Genomic DNA, 17,894 nt, shown 5'->3' with positions numbered 1-17,894 from the left:
CGGTATGTTTTTTCAAGAAGGAAGGCCCTGCTTTATATCAGGGTATTAACGTTTTGGCACTCCATTACGATGCTGGCTCCTCCGTACTGGCTGGTACCGATCTGCACACTGAAGCCATGCAGATTGACGATGGCCGCAACCACCGACAGGCCAAGGCCGAAGCCGCTTTGCTGGTTGCCGTCTTCACAACGATAGAAACGCTGGAAGACTGCCTCGCGTTCAGAGGCCGGGATGCCGGGGCCGGAGTCCTGAACTTCGATACAAGGGCTGCTGCCATCGCCTTTGCTATAGGCACTGATCAGGACTGTGCCACCCGCAGGTGTGAATTTGATTGCATTGCTCAGCAAGTTGGCCAGTGCTTCAAACAACAAGGCGCGATCACCGACCAGCGTCGGTAACGGCTCATTGAGTTGCAGTATCAGCAGCACTTCGTCTTCTTCGGCAAGTGGCAGGTAAAAGTCGTGAAGTTCCTGCAAGAGCGGACGCAGATCCAGCTCCACGAAGGCCGAGCGCCTCTGGTGGTCCTCTATTTCCGAAATACGCAAAAGTCCTCGAAAACGGGCCATTAACGTGTCGGCATCGGCGATCACCTGCGCCATCTGTGTTGCCTGAGGTGAATCGTCCGCCGATTGCTGCTGGATGCGGTAGAGCTGAGCGCGCAGGCGGGTCAGCGGGGTACGCAAATCATGGGCGATGTTGTCGCAGACACCCTTGACCTCGTTCATCAGTTTTTCGATGCGATCAAGCATGACATTGACGATCACCGCCAGCATGTCCAGCTCGTCGCGTTTGTTGGACACCGGCAGGCGCCCCGACATGTCGCCGGCAATGATCGATTCCGCGCTGGCCTGTATGGCGCGGATGCGGCGCAAGGGACGGCGGCGCAGCAGATGCCAGCCGGCTACGCCGGGGATGATGGTCAGGGAAATGCCCCACAGCAGGGCCTTGAGGATCAGGGTCGAGACGGCGAACAGCGAGCCGTTGTCGCGTACCAGCACCAGCCAGCGGCCATCGGGGGTTTCTGTGGCAATCGCATCGCAACTGTCACTCGGCAGTTCCGGGTCGCTGGATTCGATGCAGTTTTTCAGTTGATGGATGCTGCCATCGAGGGGCAGGCTTGGGGGGATCTGGCGGATCGGCCCGGCCAGCGGTTGCAGATTGGCATCGAACAGGCCGTAGGCATCCACGGAGCGCATATCGAACGTCATGCTGGTGGCCAGCGCATCGACCAGTTCATGACCTTCAAAGCGGGAAAACAGTTGCTGGCGCTGCATCAGCGAATGGCGGGCGAGGTTGCCCAGGTAGGAGGTGACTTCCCAATACAGCACGCCCAGCAGAATGCCGCTCCAGGCCACGAACAGAAAACTGTACAGCGCCAGCAGGCGACTGCTTGAAGAACGCCAGCCTTTAGACGGGTTCGGCAATAACATAGCCGGAGCCCCGAACAGTCTGGATCAGCGGCGGGGTGCCGGGCGGGTCGATCTTCTTGCGCAGACGGCCGATATGTACATCGATCAGGTTAGTGCCCGGATCGAAGTGATAACCCCAGACTTCCTGGAAAATCATCATCCGGGTAATGATCTGCCCGCTGTTGCGCATGAGAAATTCCAGCAGCTTGTATTCGGTAGGCAGCAGAGTGAGTGGCTTGCCGCCCCGGCAGGCTTCACGGCTGATCAGATTCAACTCCAGGTCGGCGACCTGCAGGACGGTCTTGGCAGCCGTCACGGGATTGCTGCGGCGCAGCAGCACTTCGACCCGTGCCGCCATTTCATCGGAGGCGAAAGGCTTTGGCAGGTAATCATCGCCCCCGGCACGCAGGCCACGCACACGCTCGTCCACATCCGACAGTGCGCTGATCATCAGGATCGGGGTGGCAATCCCCTGGGCGCGCAGGTTGGTCACGATACTCAATCCGTCCATTTCCGGCAGCATTCGATCCAGTGTGATGAGGTCATACTCACCGCTTGATGCCCGGGCGAAACCATCACGACCGTTATCCACCCAGTCCACTTCAAGGCCATGGCTGCTGAGCTCCGCAACGATTTCCCTTGCGGTGACAGCATCGTCTTCGATTGCCAGGATTCTGGTCATGATCTTTGCCTGAATAAATACGGGAAAACCGTAGTTTGCCTTTTAATGCCCGGGTGTTTGCTTAATAAAAGTTTAAGAAACTTTGATTGTCGTGGTCTGGGGCTGCCGGGTTATGCACTTTCAGTACGCTTTTGTTCTTTTCGGGCCAGGGCTTCGGCCTGGCGTTTCTTGCGATCACGTTCCCATTTGGCAGTCATGTCCTTTTCGCTGCGGATCTGCGCATGGCTGAGCAGCCCGAAAATGAAACTGCCGCCGATGATATTGCCGGCCAGGGTCGGGCCTGCGAAGACCAGCCAGAAATCTTTCCAGGCAATTTCGCCTGCAAATACCAGATAGGAGACTTCTGCGGAGCCGACGACGATATGGGTGAAATCACCCAGGGCCATCAGGTAAGTGATCATCACAATAATGGCTATCTTAGCGTTCTCCATGGAGGCGATCATCCAGACCATGGTCGCAATCATCCAGCCGGAGACGATGCCTTTGGAAAACATGTGGTTGACGTCGTTTTCCATGACCTTGCGGCCGATCTCCAGAAACGCCTGGTCGGTCTTGCTATCGAAAATAGGCAGGTTCAGCATCACGTAGGCCACCAGCAGGGTACCCGCCAGATTGCCTGCCAGGACGATAGTCCATAACCGCAGCAGTCTGGCGACGTTACCCAGGGTCAATTTACTCATGACCGGCAATACGGCGGTGAGGGTGTTTTCCGTGAAGAGCTGCTGGCGAGCGAGGATCACGGCCAGAAAACCTGCCGAATAACCGAGGCTGGCGATGACATGACTGGCTTCTACATCCGCCAGTCGCGACTTGAAAAGCCCCATGGCCATCAGCGAAAGTCCCATGGTCAGGCCTGCGGCCAGCGCCGACCACCACAGGGCCGCAGCACTGCGCTCCAGTTCATGGTCGCCCTGGATACGAATGGTTTCATGCAGAACAGCCGCACGGGGCGGCTGGTTTTCATCGATTTCGCGTTGTTCTTCGGCTGACAAGCCTGGGGTCTTGCCGTCTGGGGACTGGTCCATGGAACTCAACTTCCTGCGCATGAGGGGCTGTTGGTTCAGACACGGACCGACTGTCGTTCGTTCGCCTGTTTCCGAGTAGGAGCGAATTCATTCGCGAAGGCCGCTTGCGCGCTCCAAGAACACATGGCTCTGCACCCGCTTTACGCCACTCGCCAGCATCGCCTGCCAGGCATTTTCCAGCGACCCGTTCATATCGATGGCGCGGCAGGCGTCCTCGATCACATAGGTGGTGAAGCCTGTCTTGCGGGCGTCCTGGGCTGACCACGAAACGCAGAAATCCAGCGCCAGGCCGACCACGAACAGCGTGTCGATACCGCGTTCCTTCAGGTAACCGGCCAGTCCGGTCGTGGTCGTGCGATCCGCTTCCATGAATGCGGAGTAACTGTCGATGTGCGCATTGAAGCCCTTGCGCACGATCAACTGCGCATGCGGCAGGTTCAGGTCGGCATGCAGTTGCGCGCCATGGCTGCCTTGCACGCAATGATCCGGCCATAACGTTTGAGGGCCGTAGGGCAGGGTGATGCTCTCGAAGGGCGTGCAGCCCGGATGGCTGGAAGCAAAGGAAATATGACCTGCCGGGTGCCAGTCCTGAGTGAGGATCACCCGTGTGAAGCGTTCGCCCAGGCGGTTGATCAAGGGCAGGACTGCATTTCCATCGGGTACTGCCAGTCGGCCACCGGGCATGAAGTCATATTGCATGTCGATGACCAGCAGGGCGCAGTTGGGAGCAGTGGGCAGGTGGGAGAGTGGCATTTGGGGTGGCTCCTGATCGGGCGTGTGCAGGCCGCCAGTTTGCCTCTTTCTCGATGCCTTTGCGAAAGGGGCGCGGCTGTCCATTTTTATTTATTAGCAATTTGTATCAAGTACTAATGAGAATCTGTACTATTCGCGCAAAAAAACCTGCCGGGTCCTATGACGGCCTGGTTTTCATCGGGGATATACACGTTGATGCGTCGTACTTTAGTTTCTCTCTGCGTTATTCAAGCCATCAGCCAGGCTGCCTGGGCTGATCCGGTTACTGCCGATAAAGCGTCGATAGAGTTGCAGAATATCGACATTCAGGGCGCTGCCGACACCGAGCAAGCGACAGGCCCGGTCCAGGGCTATCGTGCGACCCGTTCCGCCAGTGCCACTCGCACTGACACCTCTTTGCACGAAACCCCGCAGTCGGTCAGCGTTGTCACCCGCGAAGCGGTGGAAGACATCGGCGCGATACGCCTGCAGGATGCACTCGACTACGCCGGTGGCGTGGGTCGTGCCAACAATTTCGGCGCTCAGGGCCTGACGACCTTCACCGTGCGTGGTTTTACCACCGGCGAGTTCTATCGCAACGGTTTCCCGATCAACCGGGGTTACCCGAGCATGCCCGATGCCAACACCATCGAGCGTCTTGAGGTCCTGCGCGGCCCGGCGACCACGCTGTATGGCCGTGGCGATCCCGGCGGTACGTTCAATGTGGTTTCCAAGCAGCCGCTGGCAGAAAGAGCCGTTACCCTGGGCAGCCAGATCAACGATCAGGGCATGAAGCGTGGCACGCTGGATGCCACCGGCCCGCTGGATGACGAAGGCCGTTTTGCCTATCGCCTGAATGTGGTGGGCGAGGGCGGCGATACCTTCCGCGATCACGTTGAAACCGAGCGTTACGGCATTACTCCGGTCTTGAGCTGGCAGGTCAACGACGCGACCCGACTCATCTTCGAGGGTGATTTCATGCGCAACAATGCGCCCCTCGACCGTGGCCTGACACGCTATACCAACCAGACGCGCACAGCTTCCCGTGACTCGTTCTTCGGTGAAAAGGACGCGGGCAAGCTGCACACCGACACCAGCATGGCGCAGGTGCGTTTCGAGCATGACCTCAATGACAACTGGAAGCTGGGCGGCGGTTTTCAGTTGCTCGACGGGACCATGCAGGGCGATGCAGTCGAGGCCAATGGCATGAACCCCGATGGCCGTACGCTGGCGCGTAACTACAACTATCGCAAGCTGGAGTGGACCGACCGCGACGTGCAGTTCAACGTGACGGGCAACTTCACTGCCGGTGGCTTCGACCACACACTGTTGGCTGGCGTGGAATATGAGGATTACGACTACAAGTCGATCATCCAGCGCTCCGCGGCAGGTTTGAGCGCCTACACCATCGATATCCACGATCCGGTCTACGGCCAGGCGCGTCCGGCGCTGACCCGCACCACGACCCACGATAAAGAAAACCTCAAGACCTACGCCGCGTTCCTGCAGGATCAGGTGGCGCTGACCGAGCGCTTGAAGTTGCTGGCCGGTGCCCGTTTCGAGCGTTTCGAGCACGACTATGACTCTTATGTCTCCGATGCCGAAGACTTCACCAAGGCTGACAACGCGGTCACTCCGCGCCTGGGTCTGGTCTACGACCTGACCGACACGGTCGCGGTCTATGCCAACACGGCGCGCTCCTTCAAGCCAAACACCGGCGCGAGTCGCCAGGGCGGTGGTTTCAAGGCCGAAGAGGGCAAGTCCTATGAAGTCGGTGTGAAGTGGCAGGCGCTTGATCGTCAGTTGAACGTTGATGCCGCTGTCTATCAGATCGACAAGAAAAACGTCCTGACCAGCGATCCGGTCGACCCTGAATTCAGTGTGGCGGCAGGTGAGGTGCGTAGCCGCGGCTTCGACCTGAACGTGGTCGGCAACCTGACTCCCGAGTGGCGCCTGATGGGTAACTACGCCTATGTGGATGCCGAAGTCACCAAGGACAACTCGCTCAGAAAAGGCACTCGCCTGGCGAATATTCCGGAGCAGAGCTTCAGCCTGTTGAACGTCTATGAGTTCCAGGACGGCGCCTTCAGAGGCCTGGGCGTCGGCGCGGGTGGCCGTTATGTGGCGCAGCGTGAGGGGCGGACGGTCAACGAGTCGTTTGATATGGACAGCTACACGGTTTTCGATCTGCTCACCTACTACAAGGTCAACGATCGCGTGAAGCTCAATCTTGATGTGAAAAACCTCTTCAACAAAGAGTTTGAAGAAGGGGCGTGGGGCAATGCCTTCGCTTACCCAGGCGCGCCGCGCACTGTGCAGGCCGGTATTTCCTACAGCTTGTAAGGCATGAAGTCTTCGCGGGCTGTCTCGCGAAGACTTCCCTTTACATCAGGCAAACACTCGAATTGGCGCACCCGCATGCCAGGCCTGGATATCTTCAATCATCTGGCTGAAGAAGGTCCGGTAGTTGTTTTCGGTGACATAACCGATATGCGGGGTCGCCAATACGTTGTCCAGCGTGCGGAACGGATGTTCGGCCGGCAATGGCTCGATATCGAAGACATCCAGCGCCGCACCGGCAATCCTGCGTTGTTGCAGAGTGGTAATCAGCGCCGCTTCATCGATGATGGGGCCACGCGACGAGTTGACGATATAGGCACTCGGCTTCATCCAGGCCAAGGCTTCAGCATCCACCAGACCACGACTGCGGTCGCTGAGCACCAGATGCACCGACAGTACGTCGGCCTGCTCGAACAATTCCTGCTTGCTCACATAAGTGACACCCGACTCGGCGGCTGCCTCGGCTGTCAGGTTCTGGCTCCAGGCGATGACGTTCATGCCGAACGCCTGCCCGTAACGAGCAATCCATTTACCGATGCTGCCCAGCCCCAGAATGCCCAATGTCTTGCCATGCAGATCGCTGCCCAGGCCGACTTGCCATTTGCCGTCGCGCAATGAATTGGCTTCCGCGACCAGATTGCGGGTGATGCCCATGATCAGCGCCCAGGTCAGCTCCGGTGCGGCATGCTTGTAGCTTTCGGTACCACAGACTTCGATTCCCAGCCGTTTCGCAGCCTTGATATCAATGGCTGCGTTGCGCATGCCGCCGGTCACCAGCAGTTTGAGGCGTGGCAACTGGCTGAGCAGGGCTTCATCAAACAAGGTGCGTTCGCGCATCATGCAAATGATCTCGAAACCTTGCAGGCGCTGCACCATGGTTGCAGTGTCGGCCGGGAAGTCATGAAGAAAACTGACTTCGCCGATGGGCGACAGCACGGACCAGTCCACTACATCGCTGGCAATGTCTTGCCAGTCATCGATCACTGCAATGCTTGTTTTTGTCATTCGAGGGCTCCAGAGGCCTGGTTTCGGTCTGTCAGCCAAACAGGCTGGCAGCGATGTTGATGGAAAACCCCAGGATCGCGGTATTGAACACAAAGCCGATCAGGCTCTGGGCCAGGACGATCCGGCGCATGTTCCGGCTGGCTACGCCTACATCCGAGGTTTGCACGGCGACGCTCAGGGTGAAGGAGAAATACAGGAAGTCCCAGTAATCGGGCCGGGTTTCGCCATCGGCAAAACGCAAGGCCGGCTCTTTGCCTTTCCATGTGTAGAACAGGCGGGCGTAATGCAGGCTGAAGACCACTCCGATCATCAGCCAGGAACCCACGATGGTCATGCCGGTAAAGGCGTAATGCAACAGGCGCTGGTTGCTGGTCATGTCCTTGCTGCCTGCCAGTTCGAGGAAAATGGCCGCCAGGCTGGCCAGGGCCGCAATGCTCACGGTCATCAGGATCACGCCGGCATTTTCATCCTCGATCATGGCGATTCTTTTGACGTCTTCGGCGTTGCTGCGCAGGGTGTGAGTGAGGATCAGGATCAGGTAAAGCCACACGCCAATGTTCCAGCCGGTCAGACAATTGCTGGTGAACGAGGCGTCTTTATAAAAGAAGGCGGAAGCGATACCGCCCGCCAGGCCCAGTAACGTGGCCAGACTCAGGCGTGGGTGAGTGCGAGCGATATGCAGCATGACGGGCAGTCGCGACAAAATGTTGCACACACCATAGCACGTCATGATCGGAGCAAAAAAAACGGCGCGTAAGGGGGTTACGCGCCGGTTGCCAGGGGAGAGCAAGTTATTGAAAAGCGGGTGGAGTCAACGCACCAGACAAGGCTGCTTGTTGTTGAACTCCCAGTTCGGAATCAGGAACTGCATGGCGACCGCATCGTTGCGGGCGCCCAGGCCCATGCCTTTGTACAGTTCATGGGCCTTGTTGAGCTGGTCCACATCCAGTTCGATACCCAGCCCCGGTTTTTTCGGGACCTGCACATGACCACCGATGATCCGCAGAGGCTCTTTGGTCAGGCGCTGGCCGTCCTGCCAGATCCAGTGGGTGTCGATGGCGGTGATATCCCCCGGTGCAGCGGCGGCCACATGGGTGAACATCGCCAGGGAAATATCGAAATGGTTATTGGAATGCGAACCCCAGGTCAGGCCCCACTCGTTGCACATCTGGGCCACGCGCACCGAACCCTGCATGGTCCAGAAGTGCGGGTCGGCCAGCGGAATGTCGACGGACTGCAACTGAATCGCATGGCCCATTTCACGCCAGTCAGTGGCAATCATGTTGGTGGCGGTCTTCAGGCCCGTGGCGCGGCGGAACTCGGCCATGACTTCGCGACCGGAGAAACCGTTTTCAGCACCGCATGGGTCTTCGGCATAGGCCAGCACATGATGCTGGTCGCGGCACAGACGAATCGCTTCTTTCAATGACCAGGCCCCGTTCGGGTCCAGGGTGATGCGGGCATCGGGGAAGCGCTCGGCCAGCGCGGTCACGGCTTCGATTTCCTCATCGCCACGCAATACGCCGCCCTTGAGCTTGAAGTCCTGGAAGCCATAACGGCTGTGAGCGGCTTCTGCCAGGCGAACCACGGCTTCGGGCGTCAGTGCCTTTTCATGGCGGACCCGGAACCAGTCGTTGTCGGCATCCGCTTCGCTGCGGTAGGGCAGGTTGGTCTGGTGCTGGTCGCCGACATAAAACAGATAGCCGAGCATTTCCACCGAATCGCGTTGCTGGCCTTCGCCCAGCAGGGCGGCCACCGGTACTTCCAGATGCTGGCCGAGCAGGTCCAGCAAGGCAGCTTCCAGTGCGGTGACCGCGTGAATGGTGATGCGCAGATCGAACGTCTGCTGGCCACGGCCTCCTGCGTCGCGTTCGGCGAATGCCTGGCGCACGTCATTGAGGATCTTCTGATACGTGCCGATGCTGCTGCCGACGACCAGTGAGCGGGCATCTTCCAGCGTCTGGCGAATGCGCTCGCCGCCAGGGACTTCACCCACGCCGGTATTACCGGCGTTGTCCTTGAGAATCACGATATTGCGGGTGAAGTAAGGGCCATGCGCGCCGCTGAGGTTGAGCAGCATGTCATCGTGGCCCGCCACCGGCACGACCTGCAGACTGGTGATGACAGGGGTCTTGTTTGGAGTGTTCATGGTCTGATCCTTTTAAAGGCGAGTCCGTGAGTGATCAATGACTGGCCGATGTCTGTACGGCGGCAACCGGTGTGGCGCCAGGCTTTGGCTTGTTGCGGGCGGCAAAGACGATGACTGCGGCAATCAGCGACGTTGCGGTCAGGCCATAGAGCCCGCCCTGAATCGAGCCGGTGTTCTGTTCGAGAAGGCCGAAGGTGGTAGGGGCCACGAAACCGCCCAGGTTGCCTACCGAGTTGATCAGGGCGATGACTGCCGCAGCGATCCGCGCATCCAGATAGGCTTGCGGGATGGGCCAGAACAGTGACGATGCCGATTTGAAACCAAGGGCCGCGAAGCAGATGGCGACAAAGGCAAAGACCGGGCTGCCAGTGGTGGACAGGAACATCCCGGCGGCTGCGATCAGCAGGGCAGTGGCGACCCAGGCCTGCTGGTGTTTCCATTTGGCCGACAGCGAAGCGAAGGCGTACATGCCGATGATCGACAGTAACCAGGGGATCGAGTTGAAGAAGCCCACCTGAATGTCGCTCAGGTCACCCATTTTCTTGATGATGCTGGGCAGCCAGAAGGTCGCTGCATAAATGGTCAACTGGATGAAGAAGTAGATCAGGCAGAACAGAATGATCTGACTGTCCTTGAGCAGCTTGCCCAGTGACGGCTTGATGGGGGTTGCGGCTTCACGGGCCAGTTGCTCGTCGTCGATGGCTTTGACGAGAGCGTCCTGTTCTTCGCGGCTCAGCCACTTGGCATCGTGAGGTTTGGAGTCCAGCCAGAACCAGACAAAGAAGCACAGACCCACCGAGAACATGCCCTCGATGAAGTACATCCACTGCCAGCCTTTCATGCCCAGGCCATTGATCTGCAACAGCAGGCCTGACAACGGGCCGGCAATCAGCGAAGCAATGGCCGAGCCGCTGAGGAAGATGGCAATAGCCTTGCCGCGTTCGGCGCCAGGCAACCAGCGGGTGAAGTAGTAAATCACGCCCGGGAAGAAACCGGCTTCGGCCACGCCCAGCAGGAAACGCAGGATATAGAAGTGGGTTTCGTTCTGGATGAAGGCCATGCAGGAGGCAACGATGCCCCAGGTGAACATGATGCGTGTCAGCCAGATTCGGGCGCCGACTTTTTGCAGCAGCAGGTTGGAAGGAACTTCAAACAGCGCGTAACCGATGAAGAACAGGCCGGCACCCAGGCCATAGGCCGCAGCACCGATGCCCAGATCATGCTCCATGTGCGAACGCACAAAGCCGATGTTCACCCGGTCGATGTAGTTCACGATGAACATGATGACGAAAAGCGGCAGAACGTGGCGTTTTACTTTGGATATGGCCGAACTCAGGACCGGGTCCTTGTGGTCAGCTATCCCGGGATTGGACGTGCTCAAGGTTGAATCTCCCACTCGTTGTTTTTATGCGGGTATGTGCAAGATGTGTCCCTTGCATTGTCGGTCATCATACAAGTAAAAGTTTGCCGCGCAAGTCCCCCCAGGCGTTTGGTATCAGGCATTTTTTGTATTTATTGAAAATGAACAGGCTTGGAGTGGGTGTGGTTTTTTCAGGATTTTTATTGTTTTAATCCCATTATTCATTGGGTTTTAAGGTTTTTTAAGGATTTATGAAGCTTGGAGCTGAGGGCGTTTTCGAGAAAGGGAGAGCAGAAGATTCTTGAAAAGACAGCCGGTGCTGAAAAAGCTGTTGTTTTGATTTTATGATCGCTTGTCTGACAAGTTAGACAAGTACAGAGCCCTTGGCGAATGGGCATCCCGCAGGCTATCCGGTGTTATGATCCAGCCCATCGTCGACCTTGCACTCGTTGTTTCAGACAAGTGAGAGGCTTAGAAACCGGTGTTTCAGGACATGATCGCCATGCAAGAACCCAGCATCGCTTCCTCAAAGCGTCGTCAACACAGCCTGGCCACCGATCTGGTCACCGAACTCAGCCAGCGGATACTGCTGGGCAAGATCGCTCCCGGTCAGAAGCTGCCGTCCGAAAACGAGATCGTTCGTGAGCACGGCGTCAGCCGCACCGTGGTGCGCGAAGCGATTTCCAAATTGCAGGCATCGGGGCTGGTCGTGACCCACCATGGCGTTGGCACCTTCGTGCTGGAGCGCAGCGACCAGACCGGGTTGCGTCTCAAGGTTGAAACGGTTTCCCGGGTGCGGGACATCATCGAGCTGCGCATCGGCCTGGAAACCCAGGCTGTGGCCCTGGCCGCATTGCGTCGTACCGATGAACAACTGGCGGCGATGCGTCAGGCGCTGGATGACTATCAGGATCTGTTGGCCAACGAAGACAGTTGTGTGGAAGCCGACAAGCGCTTTCACATGCTGATCGCCGAAGCGACAGGCAACCCGTACTTCATTGAAATCATGCAGCACCTGGGCAGCGCGATCATTCCCCGCACGCGCATCGCATCGAGCGAGCGCGCCGGTGCCAGCATGGCTCCCCACGGCTATCTGGCCAACCTCGAACATGAGGCACTGCTCAGTGCCATCCGTCGCAAAGACCCCGATGCTGCGAGGGCTGCAATGTGGACCCACCTGAGCAACAGCCGCGAACGGTTGGTGCCGCTGTAGGAGCAATCGGGCGGCGCTCCGCTCATTCGCGAAGACGGGGCATTTCGCGAATGAATTCACTCCTGCGCCGTCTGCCTCGGGCTACAGACAAGCACCAAACTTGCAGGCACACTCCAGACCTCAATAAATCCAAAAATGTGTCCCATGCCTATCCATTCCAAGCCTTTCCTGCCGCAGGGTTTTTTCCATGTTCGCCCTTGACCGAGTCCTGGCTCAGGACATTGTCGACCGGGCCATGGCGATTCTTCCTTACAACGTCAATGTCATGGACTATCTGGGCATCATCATCGGCAGTGGCGATCCCGAGCGTTTGTGCACCCGGCATGAAGGGGCGCAACTGGTACTGGCCAACAGCCGCGTAGTGGAGATCGATTCCCAGGCGGCACTGCATCTGGGCGGTGTGAAACCTGGCGTGAATCTGCCGCTGATGCTCGATCACAAGCTGGTGGGCGTGCTGGGCATTACCGGTGAACCAGACGAGGTTCGGGTCTACGGCGAACTGGTGCGCATGACCGCCGAAATGCTGATGGAGCATCGTCGTCAGCAGGCTGATCGACAGTGGCGCTTGCAGCGCAGCGAAGACCTGCTGGCTCGCCTGCTGTTGCAGGACTGTCCGGAAAGCCTGGTGGATGAAGCGCGACAGTTGGGCCTGCAACCTCACTTGCCGCGTCAGGCGGTGTTGATCCGTCTGGCCGAGCAGACTTCCACAGCGAGCCAACTGGTTGCCTGGCTCAATGGCCGCTACGCCGACAGTTGGTGTGTGATGCGCGAGCCGACTCTGTTGTACTGGTGTCGGGCGCAGGGCAAGGACCGGGACGATGCCTTGCTGCTCAAGCAGTTCGATGAGCATGGCTGGCCGGTGTTACGCATGGCCACCGCAGAGCCATCGGCCGATCTGCCTGCCTTGCGCCATGCCTGCAGCGCTGCGCAGGACCTGCTGGATTACGCCCGTCAGTCCCGGCCCGACCAGCGTCTGCTGCGTCTGTCGGCTTATCGCCTGCCGGTGCTGTTCTGGCGTCATCGTCACGACTGGCTCGCCCAGGAGATTGCCGAGCCGATTGGCCGCTTGCACAATCATGGCCAATTGCTGGAAACCCTGTGCAGCTGGTTTGAATACAGCGGGGAAAGCCAGGCCTGCGCCGAAGCCTTGGGTATCCATCGCAACAGCCTGCGTTACAGGCTGGAAAAGATTGCCGAGCTGACGGGATGTGATCCTTACAAGACCGATGACGTGCTGCGTTTGTATCTGGGCGTGCAGATGACACCTCGCTCTGGCTGAAGGCGAATTTTGTTCAAATGACCGATAACCTTTGACATTCATTGTGCGAAGGTCAGGCGGAAAATCCATGACGGGGTGAGAACATCCCTGCATCGGATATGGAGAACAACAATGAAAATCGTCATCGCACCCGACTCTTTCAAGGACAGCCTCAGCGCCCAGGCTGTCGCGACTGCCATTGCCAGTGGCCTTGCCGACGTCTGGCCGACTGCCGAACTGATCGAATGCCCGATGGCCGACGGTGGCGAAGGTACTATCGAAGCCGTATTGGCTGCCTGTAACGGGCAATTGATGAGCGCTGAAGTCCGCGGCCCACTGGAAAGCCCGGTTCAGGCCCATTGGGGCTGGCTGCCGCACAGCCGCACCGCGATTATCGAAATGGCCATGGCCAGCGGCCTGCAATTGCTGACCCTCGAACAACGCAATGCCTGCATCACCACGACTTACGGCACTGGTCAGCTGATTGCTCAGGCACTGGACGCCGGAGCTCAACGGGTGATCCTGGCCATTGGCGGCAGCGCGACCAACGATGCTGGCACCGGCATGCTGTCGGCGCTCGGCGCACGGTTTCTCGACGGCAATGACCAGCCTTTGGTGCCGGGTGGCCTGGCATTGGCACAACTGGCTCGCGTCGATCTGAGCGGCTTTGATCCGCGGCTGTCCGATGTACGCTTTGAAATCGCTGCCGATGTGGACAATCCCTTGTGCGGCCCGAACGGTGCATCGCACATTTTCGGTCCGCAGAAAGGCGCATCCCCTGAACAGGTTCTGGCGCTTGATGCTGCGCTCGGGCATTTCGCCGACCTGTCCGTGCAGGCGGTCGGCCAGGATCTGCGCGACAGCCCCGGCAGCGGTGCTGCTGGCGGCATGGGCTTTGCTGCCAAGGCCTATCTCAAGGCCTCATTCCGGGCGGGCGTGGAAGTGGTGGCCGATCTCACCGGTCTTGAACAGGCGCTTGTGGGCGCGGACCTGGTGATTACCGGGGAAGGGCGCTTCGATGCCCAGACCTTGCGCGGCAAGACGCCCTTTGGCGTCGCCAGAGTTGCCGCCCGCCATCAAGTGCCCGTTATTGTGTTGGCGGGCACGCTGGGCGAGGGCTATGAGCGATTGTACGAGCACGGTATCAGCGCCGCCTTCGCCCTGGCCAGCGGGCCGATGACCCTGGATGAAGCCTGCCGCAATGCAGCGAGCCTGCTGCATGACCGGGCGCGGGATCTGGCGCGGGTCTGGCGTGTGGCGGGGCGGTAATCACCGCCCTCTGAAACCCGGCGCAGCTGTGCTGTTGCGCAACGTCAATTCAAACGGCAGCACGATATGGCGTTGTTCTATGGGTTTCTTTTCGATCAGGGCGATCAGCATCTGGACGGCTGTCTGGCCAAAGGCTTCGGCAGGCTGGGAAATGGTGGTCAGTGGCGGGTCGCAGTAGGCCGCCAGTGGAATGTCGTCGAAGCCCACCAGGGAAAGGTCTTCGGGCACGCGCAGGCCGTGTTCCTTGATGCGTTTCAGTGCGCCGATGGCCATTTCATCGTTTTCGCAGAAAAGTGCGGTGGGCCGTTCGGGTAGTTCCAGGATGGCGCCTGCGCCGTCATAACCGGCTTGCAGACTGAAGTTGCCATGGCACACAAGCGCAGGATCGAATTCGATACCTGCCTGTTCCAGGGCATCAAGGTATCCGGCCACGCGGTCGCGGGTCAGCGGGCTGCTTCTGGGGCCTTTGATCAGGCCGATTCGGCGATGTCCCAGTTCGATCAGGTGCTGGGTCATGGCTTTGGCGGCGGCATGGTTATCCAGGCTGATAGTCGGATGGCGGCCATTGCTGATCACTTCGCAGGCGTTGACGATGGGGGGCAAGTCGGCACTGGAGCAGGTTGTATCGTAAGGGTCGTAGGCGCGCAGTTGAATCACGCCATCTGCCTGATGGGCATATACCAGCTCGGCAAATGTACGTTCGATTTCCTCGCGTCCCTGGGTGTCGCACAGCAGCAGTCGATAACCGGCGGCCTGGGCGGCCTGCTGAGCGCCGCTGATCACCCGGGCAAAGAAAGTGTTGGCGATGGTCGGCACCAGAATGACCAGATTGGCGGTCTTGCGGGAGCGAAACTGCACCGCCATGAGGTTGGGGCGATAACCGGCCTGTTCCACGGCGGCATTGACCTTGTCACGGGTCTCAGGCAGCACGCGCTCGGGGGACTTGAGGGTTCGCGACACGGTAGCGACCGAAACCCCTGCCAGTCGGGCCACTTCACGGATATTGGACAAAACCACCTCGTTTCAAGCTGTGCGGCCTGCGAGCTTACCGCAGGTTGAGCGTGTGCAGAAATCTTCGAAAACCCGGATCCGGAGTTTGACACCCGGCATGGGAGGGGATAAGTTCTCGCCACGATGTAACCGGTTACATCTCAGTAAAACCTGAGCCTGACCTTGCTTCAAACAGAGAAGATTTCGTGATGAATGCAGCAATTCCAAAAATAAGAATGGGTTTTGTCGGCGGAGGTGAGGGCGCGTTCATTGCCAAGGCTCACCGCCAGGCCGTCGGGCTTGATGGATGTTATGAGCTGGTCTGCGGCGCTTTCAGCCGGGATACCCGAAACAACCGCAACACTGGCCTGGCGCTGGGTTTGCCAGAGTCACGCTGCTATGACGACTGGCAGCACATGCTCGAAGCCGAGCGTGCGCTACCGGCAGACCAGCGCATGGAGTTGCTGGTGATCGTTACCCCCAATCATCTGCATGCACCCATTGCCAGCCAGGCGCTGAGCGCGGGCTTTCATGTGTTCAGCGAAAAGCCTGCCGCATTGAACCTGGCCGAGTTGCTGGATTTGAAGGAAGTCGTCGGTCGCAGCAACCGCCTTTATGGCCTGGCCCACACGTACCTGGGTTATCCGATGGTCTGGCAGGCTCGGGAGATGGTACGCAGTGGCGTGATCGGCGAGCTGCGCAAGGTGATTGTCGAGTATCCCCAGGGCTGGCTCAGCCAGGATGTCGCAGGGCAGGGCAACAAGCAGGCTGACTGGCGAGGTCGACCCGAGCAGTCTGGAGTGGGCGGTTGCATTGGCGACATAGGCACCCATGCGTTTTCCCTGGCGGAGTTCGTCGCCGGTCAGTCGATTGTGCAACTGTGCGCGATGCTGGCTGTACACATCGAAGGCCGGCAACTGGACGATGATGCTTCGATGCTGTTCAAGATGGCTGAAGGTGCCAGCGGTGTGCTGATTGCCAGCCAGGTTTGTGCCGGTGAGGAGAACCCACTCAAGATTCGCCTCTATGGCAGTAAAGGTGGTCTGGAGTGGCGCCAGGAAGATCCCTCCAGCCTTATCCATCGTTCTCTTGACCAGCCTTTGCGCATCTTGCGTTCCGGTGTCGGCCAGCCCTGGTTGTGTGACGCCGCCAGTCAGCGCATGCGTTTGCCCGCCGGGCATCCTGAAGGCTATCTCGAAGCGATGGCCAACCTCTATGGTGATTTCGCCAGCGCCATTCGTGCCGACATCGACGGCAGCGATGCCGAGGGTGTGCCCGGCATCGATGTCGGATTACGCGGCATGGCCTTTATCGAAACCGTGATCGCCAGCCATCGTGGCGACGCCAAGTGGACCGAGCTGGTCTGCACTCAGGGAGGACTGTCATGAGTCAGGCATCCACAGGTTTGCGCGGGCCGGGCATTTTTCTCGCCCAGTTCATGTCGGCTGAAGCACCGTTCGACACACTCGCCAACATTGCCCGCTGGGCTGCGTCCCAGGGTTACAAGGCCATTCAGTTGCCGACGCTGGGCACGCAGTTCATCGATCTGGCACGGGCCGCCGAAAGTCAGAGCTATTGCGATGAGCTGAAAGCTGTCTGCGCTGAAGCCGGTGTCGAGATCAGTGAGCTGTCGACGCACCTGCAAGGCCAGTTGGTGGCGGTGCATCCGGCGTTCGACACGCTGTTCGACGACTTCGCGCCAGCTCATCTGCGCGGTCAGCCGCAGGCGCGGACCGAATGGGCAATCGATCAGTTGAAGCTGGCTGCGCGGGCCAGTCAGCGCCTGGGTCTGACGGCGCATGCGACTTTTTCCGGCGCGTTGCTGTGGCCTTATGTCTATCCATGGCCACAAAGACCCGCAGGTCTGGTGGAGCAGGGCTTTGCCGAACTGGCGAAACGCTGGTTGCCGATCCTCGATTGCTTCGATGAGGCTGGTGTCGACCTCTGTTACGAGATTCACCCCGGCGAAGACCTGCACGATGGCGCCAGCTTCGAGCGTTTTCTCCAGGCTGTTGATCATCATCCACGGGCAGCGATTCTTTATGACCCGAGTCATCTGCTGCTCCAGCAAATGGATTACCTGGGTTTTATCGACCGTTATCACGAGCGCATTCGCATGTTTCACGTCAAGGATGCGGAATTTCGTCCCGATGCCCGATCCGGTGTTTACGGCGGGTATCAGGGCTGGGTCGAACGCCCCGGTCGCTTTCGTTCCCTGGGCGATGGCCAGATCGATTTCAAATCCATCTTCAGCAAGCTGACGCAATACGACTTTGCCGGTTGGGCGGTGCTGGAGTGGGAATGCTGCCTGAAGGACTCCGGACAGGGCGCGGCTGAAGGCGCGTCATTCATCCGGCAACACATGATTACCAAGACCCGAAAGGCATTCGACGACTTCGCCAGTGTGGCGGCCGATGAGCGATCCAACCGCCGACTGCTGGGGCTGTCCGACCCCTGATTCC

General features: G+C 58.9%; 15 protein-coding genes. 6 read left to right on the top strand and 9 right to left on the bottom strand.

What is annotated here, in order from left to right; genetic code table 11:
• Nucleotides 1–32: 32 nt before the first annotated feature.
• The 4 genes from CKW23_RS12815 to pncA all read right to left on the bottom strand — a co-directional run bounded on the left by CKW23_RS12815 (nucleotide 33) and on the right by pncA (nucleotide 3,869).
• Nucleotides 33–1,430 (bottom strand): HAMP domain-containing sensor histidine kinase, encoded by a 1,398-nt coding sequence (locus CKW23_RS12815; protein ID WP_095067674.1) that lies wholly within the window; start codon nucleotides 1,428–1,430, stop codon nucleotides 33–35.
• Nucleotides 1,408–2,091, bottom strand: a complete 684-nt coding sequence (locus CKW23_RS12810; protein ID WP_095067673.1) for a response regulator transcription factor — start codon at nucleotides 2,089–2,091, stop codon at nucleotides 1,408–1,410. Before CKW23_RS12810 ends, CKW23_RS12815 begins: the two co-directional genes overlap by 23 nt.
• Before the next feature lie 110 nt (nucleotides 2,092–2,201).
• A complete protein-coding gene (locus CKW23_RS12805) occupies nucleotides 2,202–3,116 on the bottom strand; it encodes a formate/nitrite transporter family protein (RefSeq protein WP_025259609.1) in 915 nt (304 codons plus the stop codon).
• Nucleotides 3,117–3,203: 87 nt separating this feature from the next.
• Nucleotides 3,204–3,869, bottom strand: coding sequence for a bifunctional nicotinamidase/pyrazinamidase (pncA, locus tag CKW23_RS12800; protein ID WP_025259610.1), 666 nt, complete (start codon nucleotides 3,867–3,869; stop codon nucleotides 3,204–3,206).
• Nucleotides 3,870–4,064: 195 nt separating this feature from the next.
• On the opposite strand from pncA, the gene CKW23_RS12795 reads away from it, so the two are divergent.
• On the top strand, nucleotides 4,065–6,191 hold the full coding sequence (locus tag CKW23_RS12795) for a TonB-dependent siderophore receptor (RefSeq protein WP_095067672.1): 2,127 nt from the start codon (nucleotides 4,065–4,067) through the stop codon (nucleotides 6,189–6,191).
• A 45-nt stretch (nucleotides 6,192–6,236) separates the two neighbouring features.
• Here the strand turns inward: CKW23_RS12795 and CKW23_RS12790 are convergent, their stop codons facing one another.
• The 4 genes from CKW23_RS12790 to CKW23_RS12775 all read right to left on the bottom strand — a co-directional run bounded on the left by CKW23_RS12790 (nucleotide 6,237) and on the right by CKW23_RS12775 (nucleotide 10,702).
• Nucleotides 6,237–7,193, bottom strand: coding sequence for a D-2-hydroxyacid dehydrogenase family protein (locus CKW23_RS12790; protein ID WP_025259612.1), 957 nt, complete (start codon nucleotides 7,191–7,193; stop codon nucleotides 6,237–6,239).
• A gap of 31 nt (nucleotides 7,194–7,224) precedes the next feature.
• Complete coding sequence (locus CKW23_RS12785; protein WP_025259613.1) at nucleotides 7,225–7,878, bottom strand: DUF1345 domain-containing protein; 654 nt, start codon at nucleotides 7,876–7,878, stop codon at nucleotides 7,225–7,227.
• Nucleotides 7,879–8,004: 126 nt separating this feature from the next.
• Nucleotides 8,005–9,342, bottom strand: coding sequence for a glucarate dehydratase (gudD, locus tag CKW23_RS12780; RefSeq protein WP_025259614.1), 1,338 nt, complete (start codon nucleotides 9,340–9,342; stop codon nucleotides 8,005–8,007).
• Between the two features lie 34 nt (nucleotides 9,343–9,376).
• Nucleotides 9,377–10,702, bottom strand: coding sequence for an MFS transporter (locus CKW23_RS12775; protein WP_025259615.1), 1,326 nt, complete (start codon nucleotides 10,700–10,702; stop codon nucleotides 9,377–9,379).
• Nucleotides 10,703–11,204: 502 nt separating this feature from the next.
• On the opposite strand from CKW23_RS12775, the gene CKW23_RS12770 reads away from it, so the two are divergent.
• The 3 genes from CKW23_RS12770 (at nucleotide 11,205) to CKW23_RS12760 (ending at nucleotide 14,442) form a co-directional block, all read left to right on the top strand.
• Nucleotides 11,205–11,915, top strand: a complete 711-nt coding sequence (locus CKW23_RS12770) for a FadR/GntR family transcriptional regulator (protein ID WP_025259616.1) — start codon at nucleotides 11,205–11,207, stop codon at nucleotides 11,913–11,915.
• Between the two features lie 187 nt (nucleotides 11,916–12,102).
• Nucleotides 12,103–13,194, top strand: coding sequence for a sugar diacid recognition domain-containing protein (locus CKW23_RS12765; RefSeq protein ID WP_025259617.1), 1,092 nt, complete (start codon nucleotides 12,103–12,105; stop codon nucleotides 13,192–13,194).
• A 111-nt stretch (nucleotides 13,195–13,305) separates the two neighbouring features.
• Nucleotides 13,306–14,442, top strand: coding sequence for a glycerate kinase (locus CKW23_RS12760; protein WP_025259618.1), 1,137 nt, complete (start codon nucleotides 13,306–13,308; stop codon nucleotides 14,440–14,442).
• Here the strand turns inward: CKW23_RS12760 and CKW23_RS12755 are convergent, their stop codons facing one another.
• Entirely contained in the window at nucleotides 14,443–15,453 is a 1,011-nt protein-coding gene (locus CKW23_RS12755; protein ID WP_025259619.1) for a LacI family DNA-binding transcriptional regulator, read from the bottom strand.
• A 188-nt stretch (nucleotides 15,454–15,641) separates the two neighbouring features.
• Between CKW23_RS12755 and CKW23_RS12750 the strand changes: the two genes are divergently transcribed.
• Nucleotides 15,642–16,820 carry a Gfo/Idh/MocA family protein gene (locus tag CKW23_RS12750; RefSeq protein WP_095067671.1) on the top strand — a complete coding sequence of 393 codons (1,179 nt, stop codon included), beginning with the start codon at nucleotides 15,642–15,644 and terminating at the stop codon, nucleotides 16,818–16,820.
• Nucleotides 16,817–17,890 (top strand): sugar phosphate isomerase/epimerase, encoded by a 1,074-nt coding sequence (locus tag CKW23_RS12745; protein WP_038399795.1) that lies wholly within the window; start codon nucleotides 16,817–16,819, stop codon nucleotides 17,888–17,890. Before CKW23_RS12750 ends, CKW23_RS12745 begins: the two co-directional genes overlap by 4 nt.
• Nucleotides 17,891–17,894: the final 4 nt, after the last annotated feature.

It is taken from the genome of Pseudomonas sp. Irchel 3A18, assembly GCF_900187465.1.
Taxonomy (GTDB): domain Bacteria; phylum Pseudomonadota; class Gammaproteobacteria; order Pseudomonadales; family Pseudomonadaceae; genus Aquipseudomonas; species Aquipseudomonas cichorii.
The sequence above is the reverse complement of the archived record's forward strand: the minus strand, read 5'-3'. Positions and strand labels throughout refer to the sequence as shown.

What these genes read in the sequence shown, in the direction of transcription:
- gudD (WP_025259614.1), bottom strand. Translation starts at nt 9,342, where the DNA reads ATGAACACTCCAAACAAGACCCCTGTCATCACCAGTCTGCAGGTCGTG.
- CKW23_RS12795 (WP_095067672.1), top strand. Translation starts at nt 4,065, where the DNA reads ATGCGTCGTACTTTAGTTTCTCTCTGCGTTATTCAAGCCATCAGCCAG.
- CKW23_RS12810 (WP_095067673.1), bottom strand. Translation starts at nt 2,091, where the DNA reads ATGACCAGAATCCTGGCAATCGAAGACGATGCTGTCACCGCAAGGGAA.
- CKW23_RS12760 (WP_025259618.1), top strand. Translation starts at nt 13,306, where the DNA reads ATGAAAATCGTCATCGCACCCGACTCTTTCAAGGACAGCCTCAGCGCC.
- CKW23_RS12785 (WP_025259613.1), bottom strand. Translation starts at nt 7,878, where the DNA reads ATGCTGCATATCGCTCGCACTCACCCACGCCTGAGTCTGGCCACGTTA.
- CKW23_RS12745 (WP_038399795.1), top strand. Translation starts at nt 16,817, where the DNA reads ATGAGTCAGGCATCCACAGGTTTGCGCGGGCCGGGCATTTTTCTCGCC.
- CKW23_RS12750 (WP_095067671.1), top strand. Translation starts at nt 15,642, where the DNA reads ATGAATGCAGCAATTCCAAAAATAAGAATGGGTTTTGTCGGCGGAGGT.
- CKW23_RS12815 (WP_095067674.1), bottom strand. Translation starts at nt 1,430, where the DNA reads ATGTTATTGCCGAACCCGTCTAAAGGCTGGCGTTCTTCAAGCAGTCGC.
- CKW23_RS12765 (WP_025259617.1), top strand. Translation starts at nt 12,103, where the DNA reads ATGTTCGCCCTTGACCGAGTCCTGGCTCAGGACATTGTCGACCGGGCC.
- pncA (WP_025259610.1), bottom strand. Translation starts at nt 3,869, where the DNA reads ATGCCACTCTCCCACCTGCCCACTGCTCCCAACTGCGCCCTGCTGGTC.
- CKW23_RS12770 (WP_025259616.1), top strand. Translation starts at nt 11,205, where the DNA reads ATGCAAGAACCCAGCATCGCTTCCTCAAAGCGTCGTCAACACAGCCTG.
- CKW23_RS12790 (WP_025259612.1), bottom strand. Translation starts at nt 7,193, where the DNA reads ATGACAAAAACAAGCATTGCAGTGATCGATGACTGGCAAGACATTGCC.
- CKW23_RS12805 (WP_025259609.1), bottom strand. Translation starts at nt 3,116, where the DNA reads ATGGACCAGTCCCCAGACGGCAAGACCCCAGGCTTGTCAGCCGAAGAA.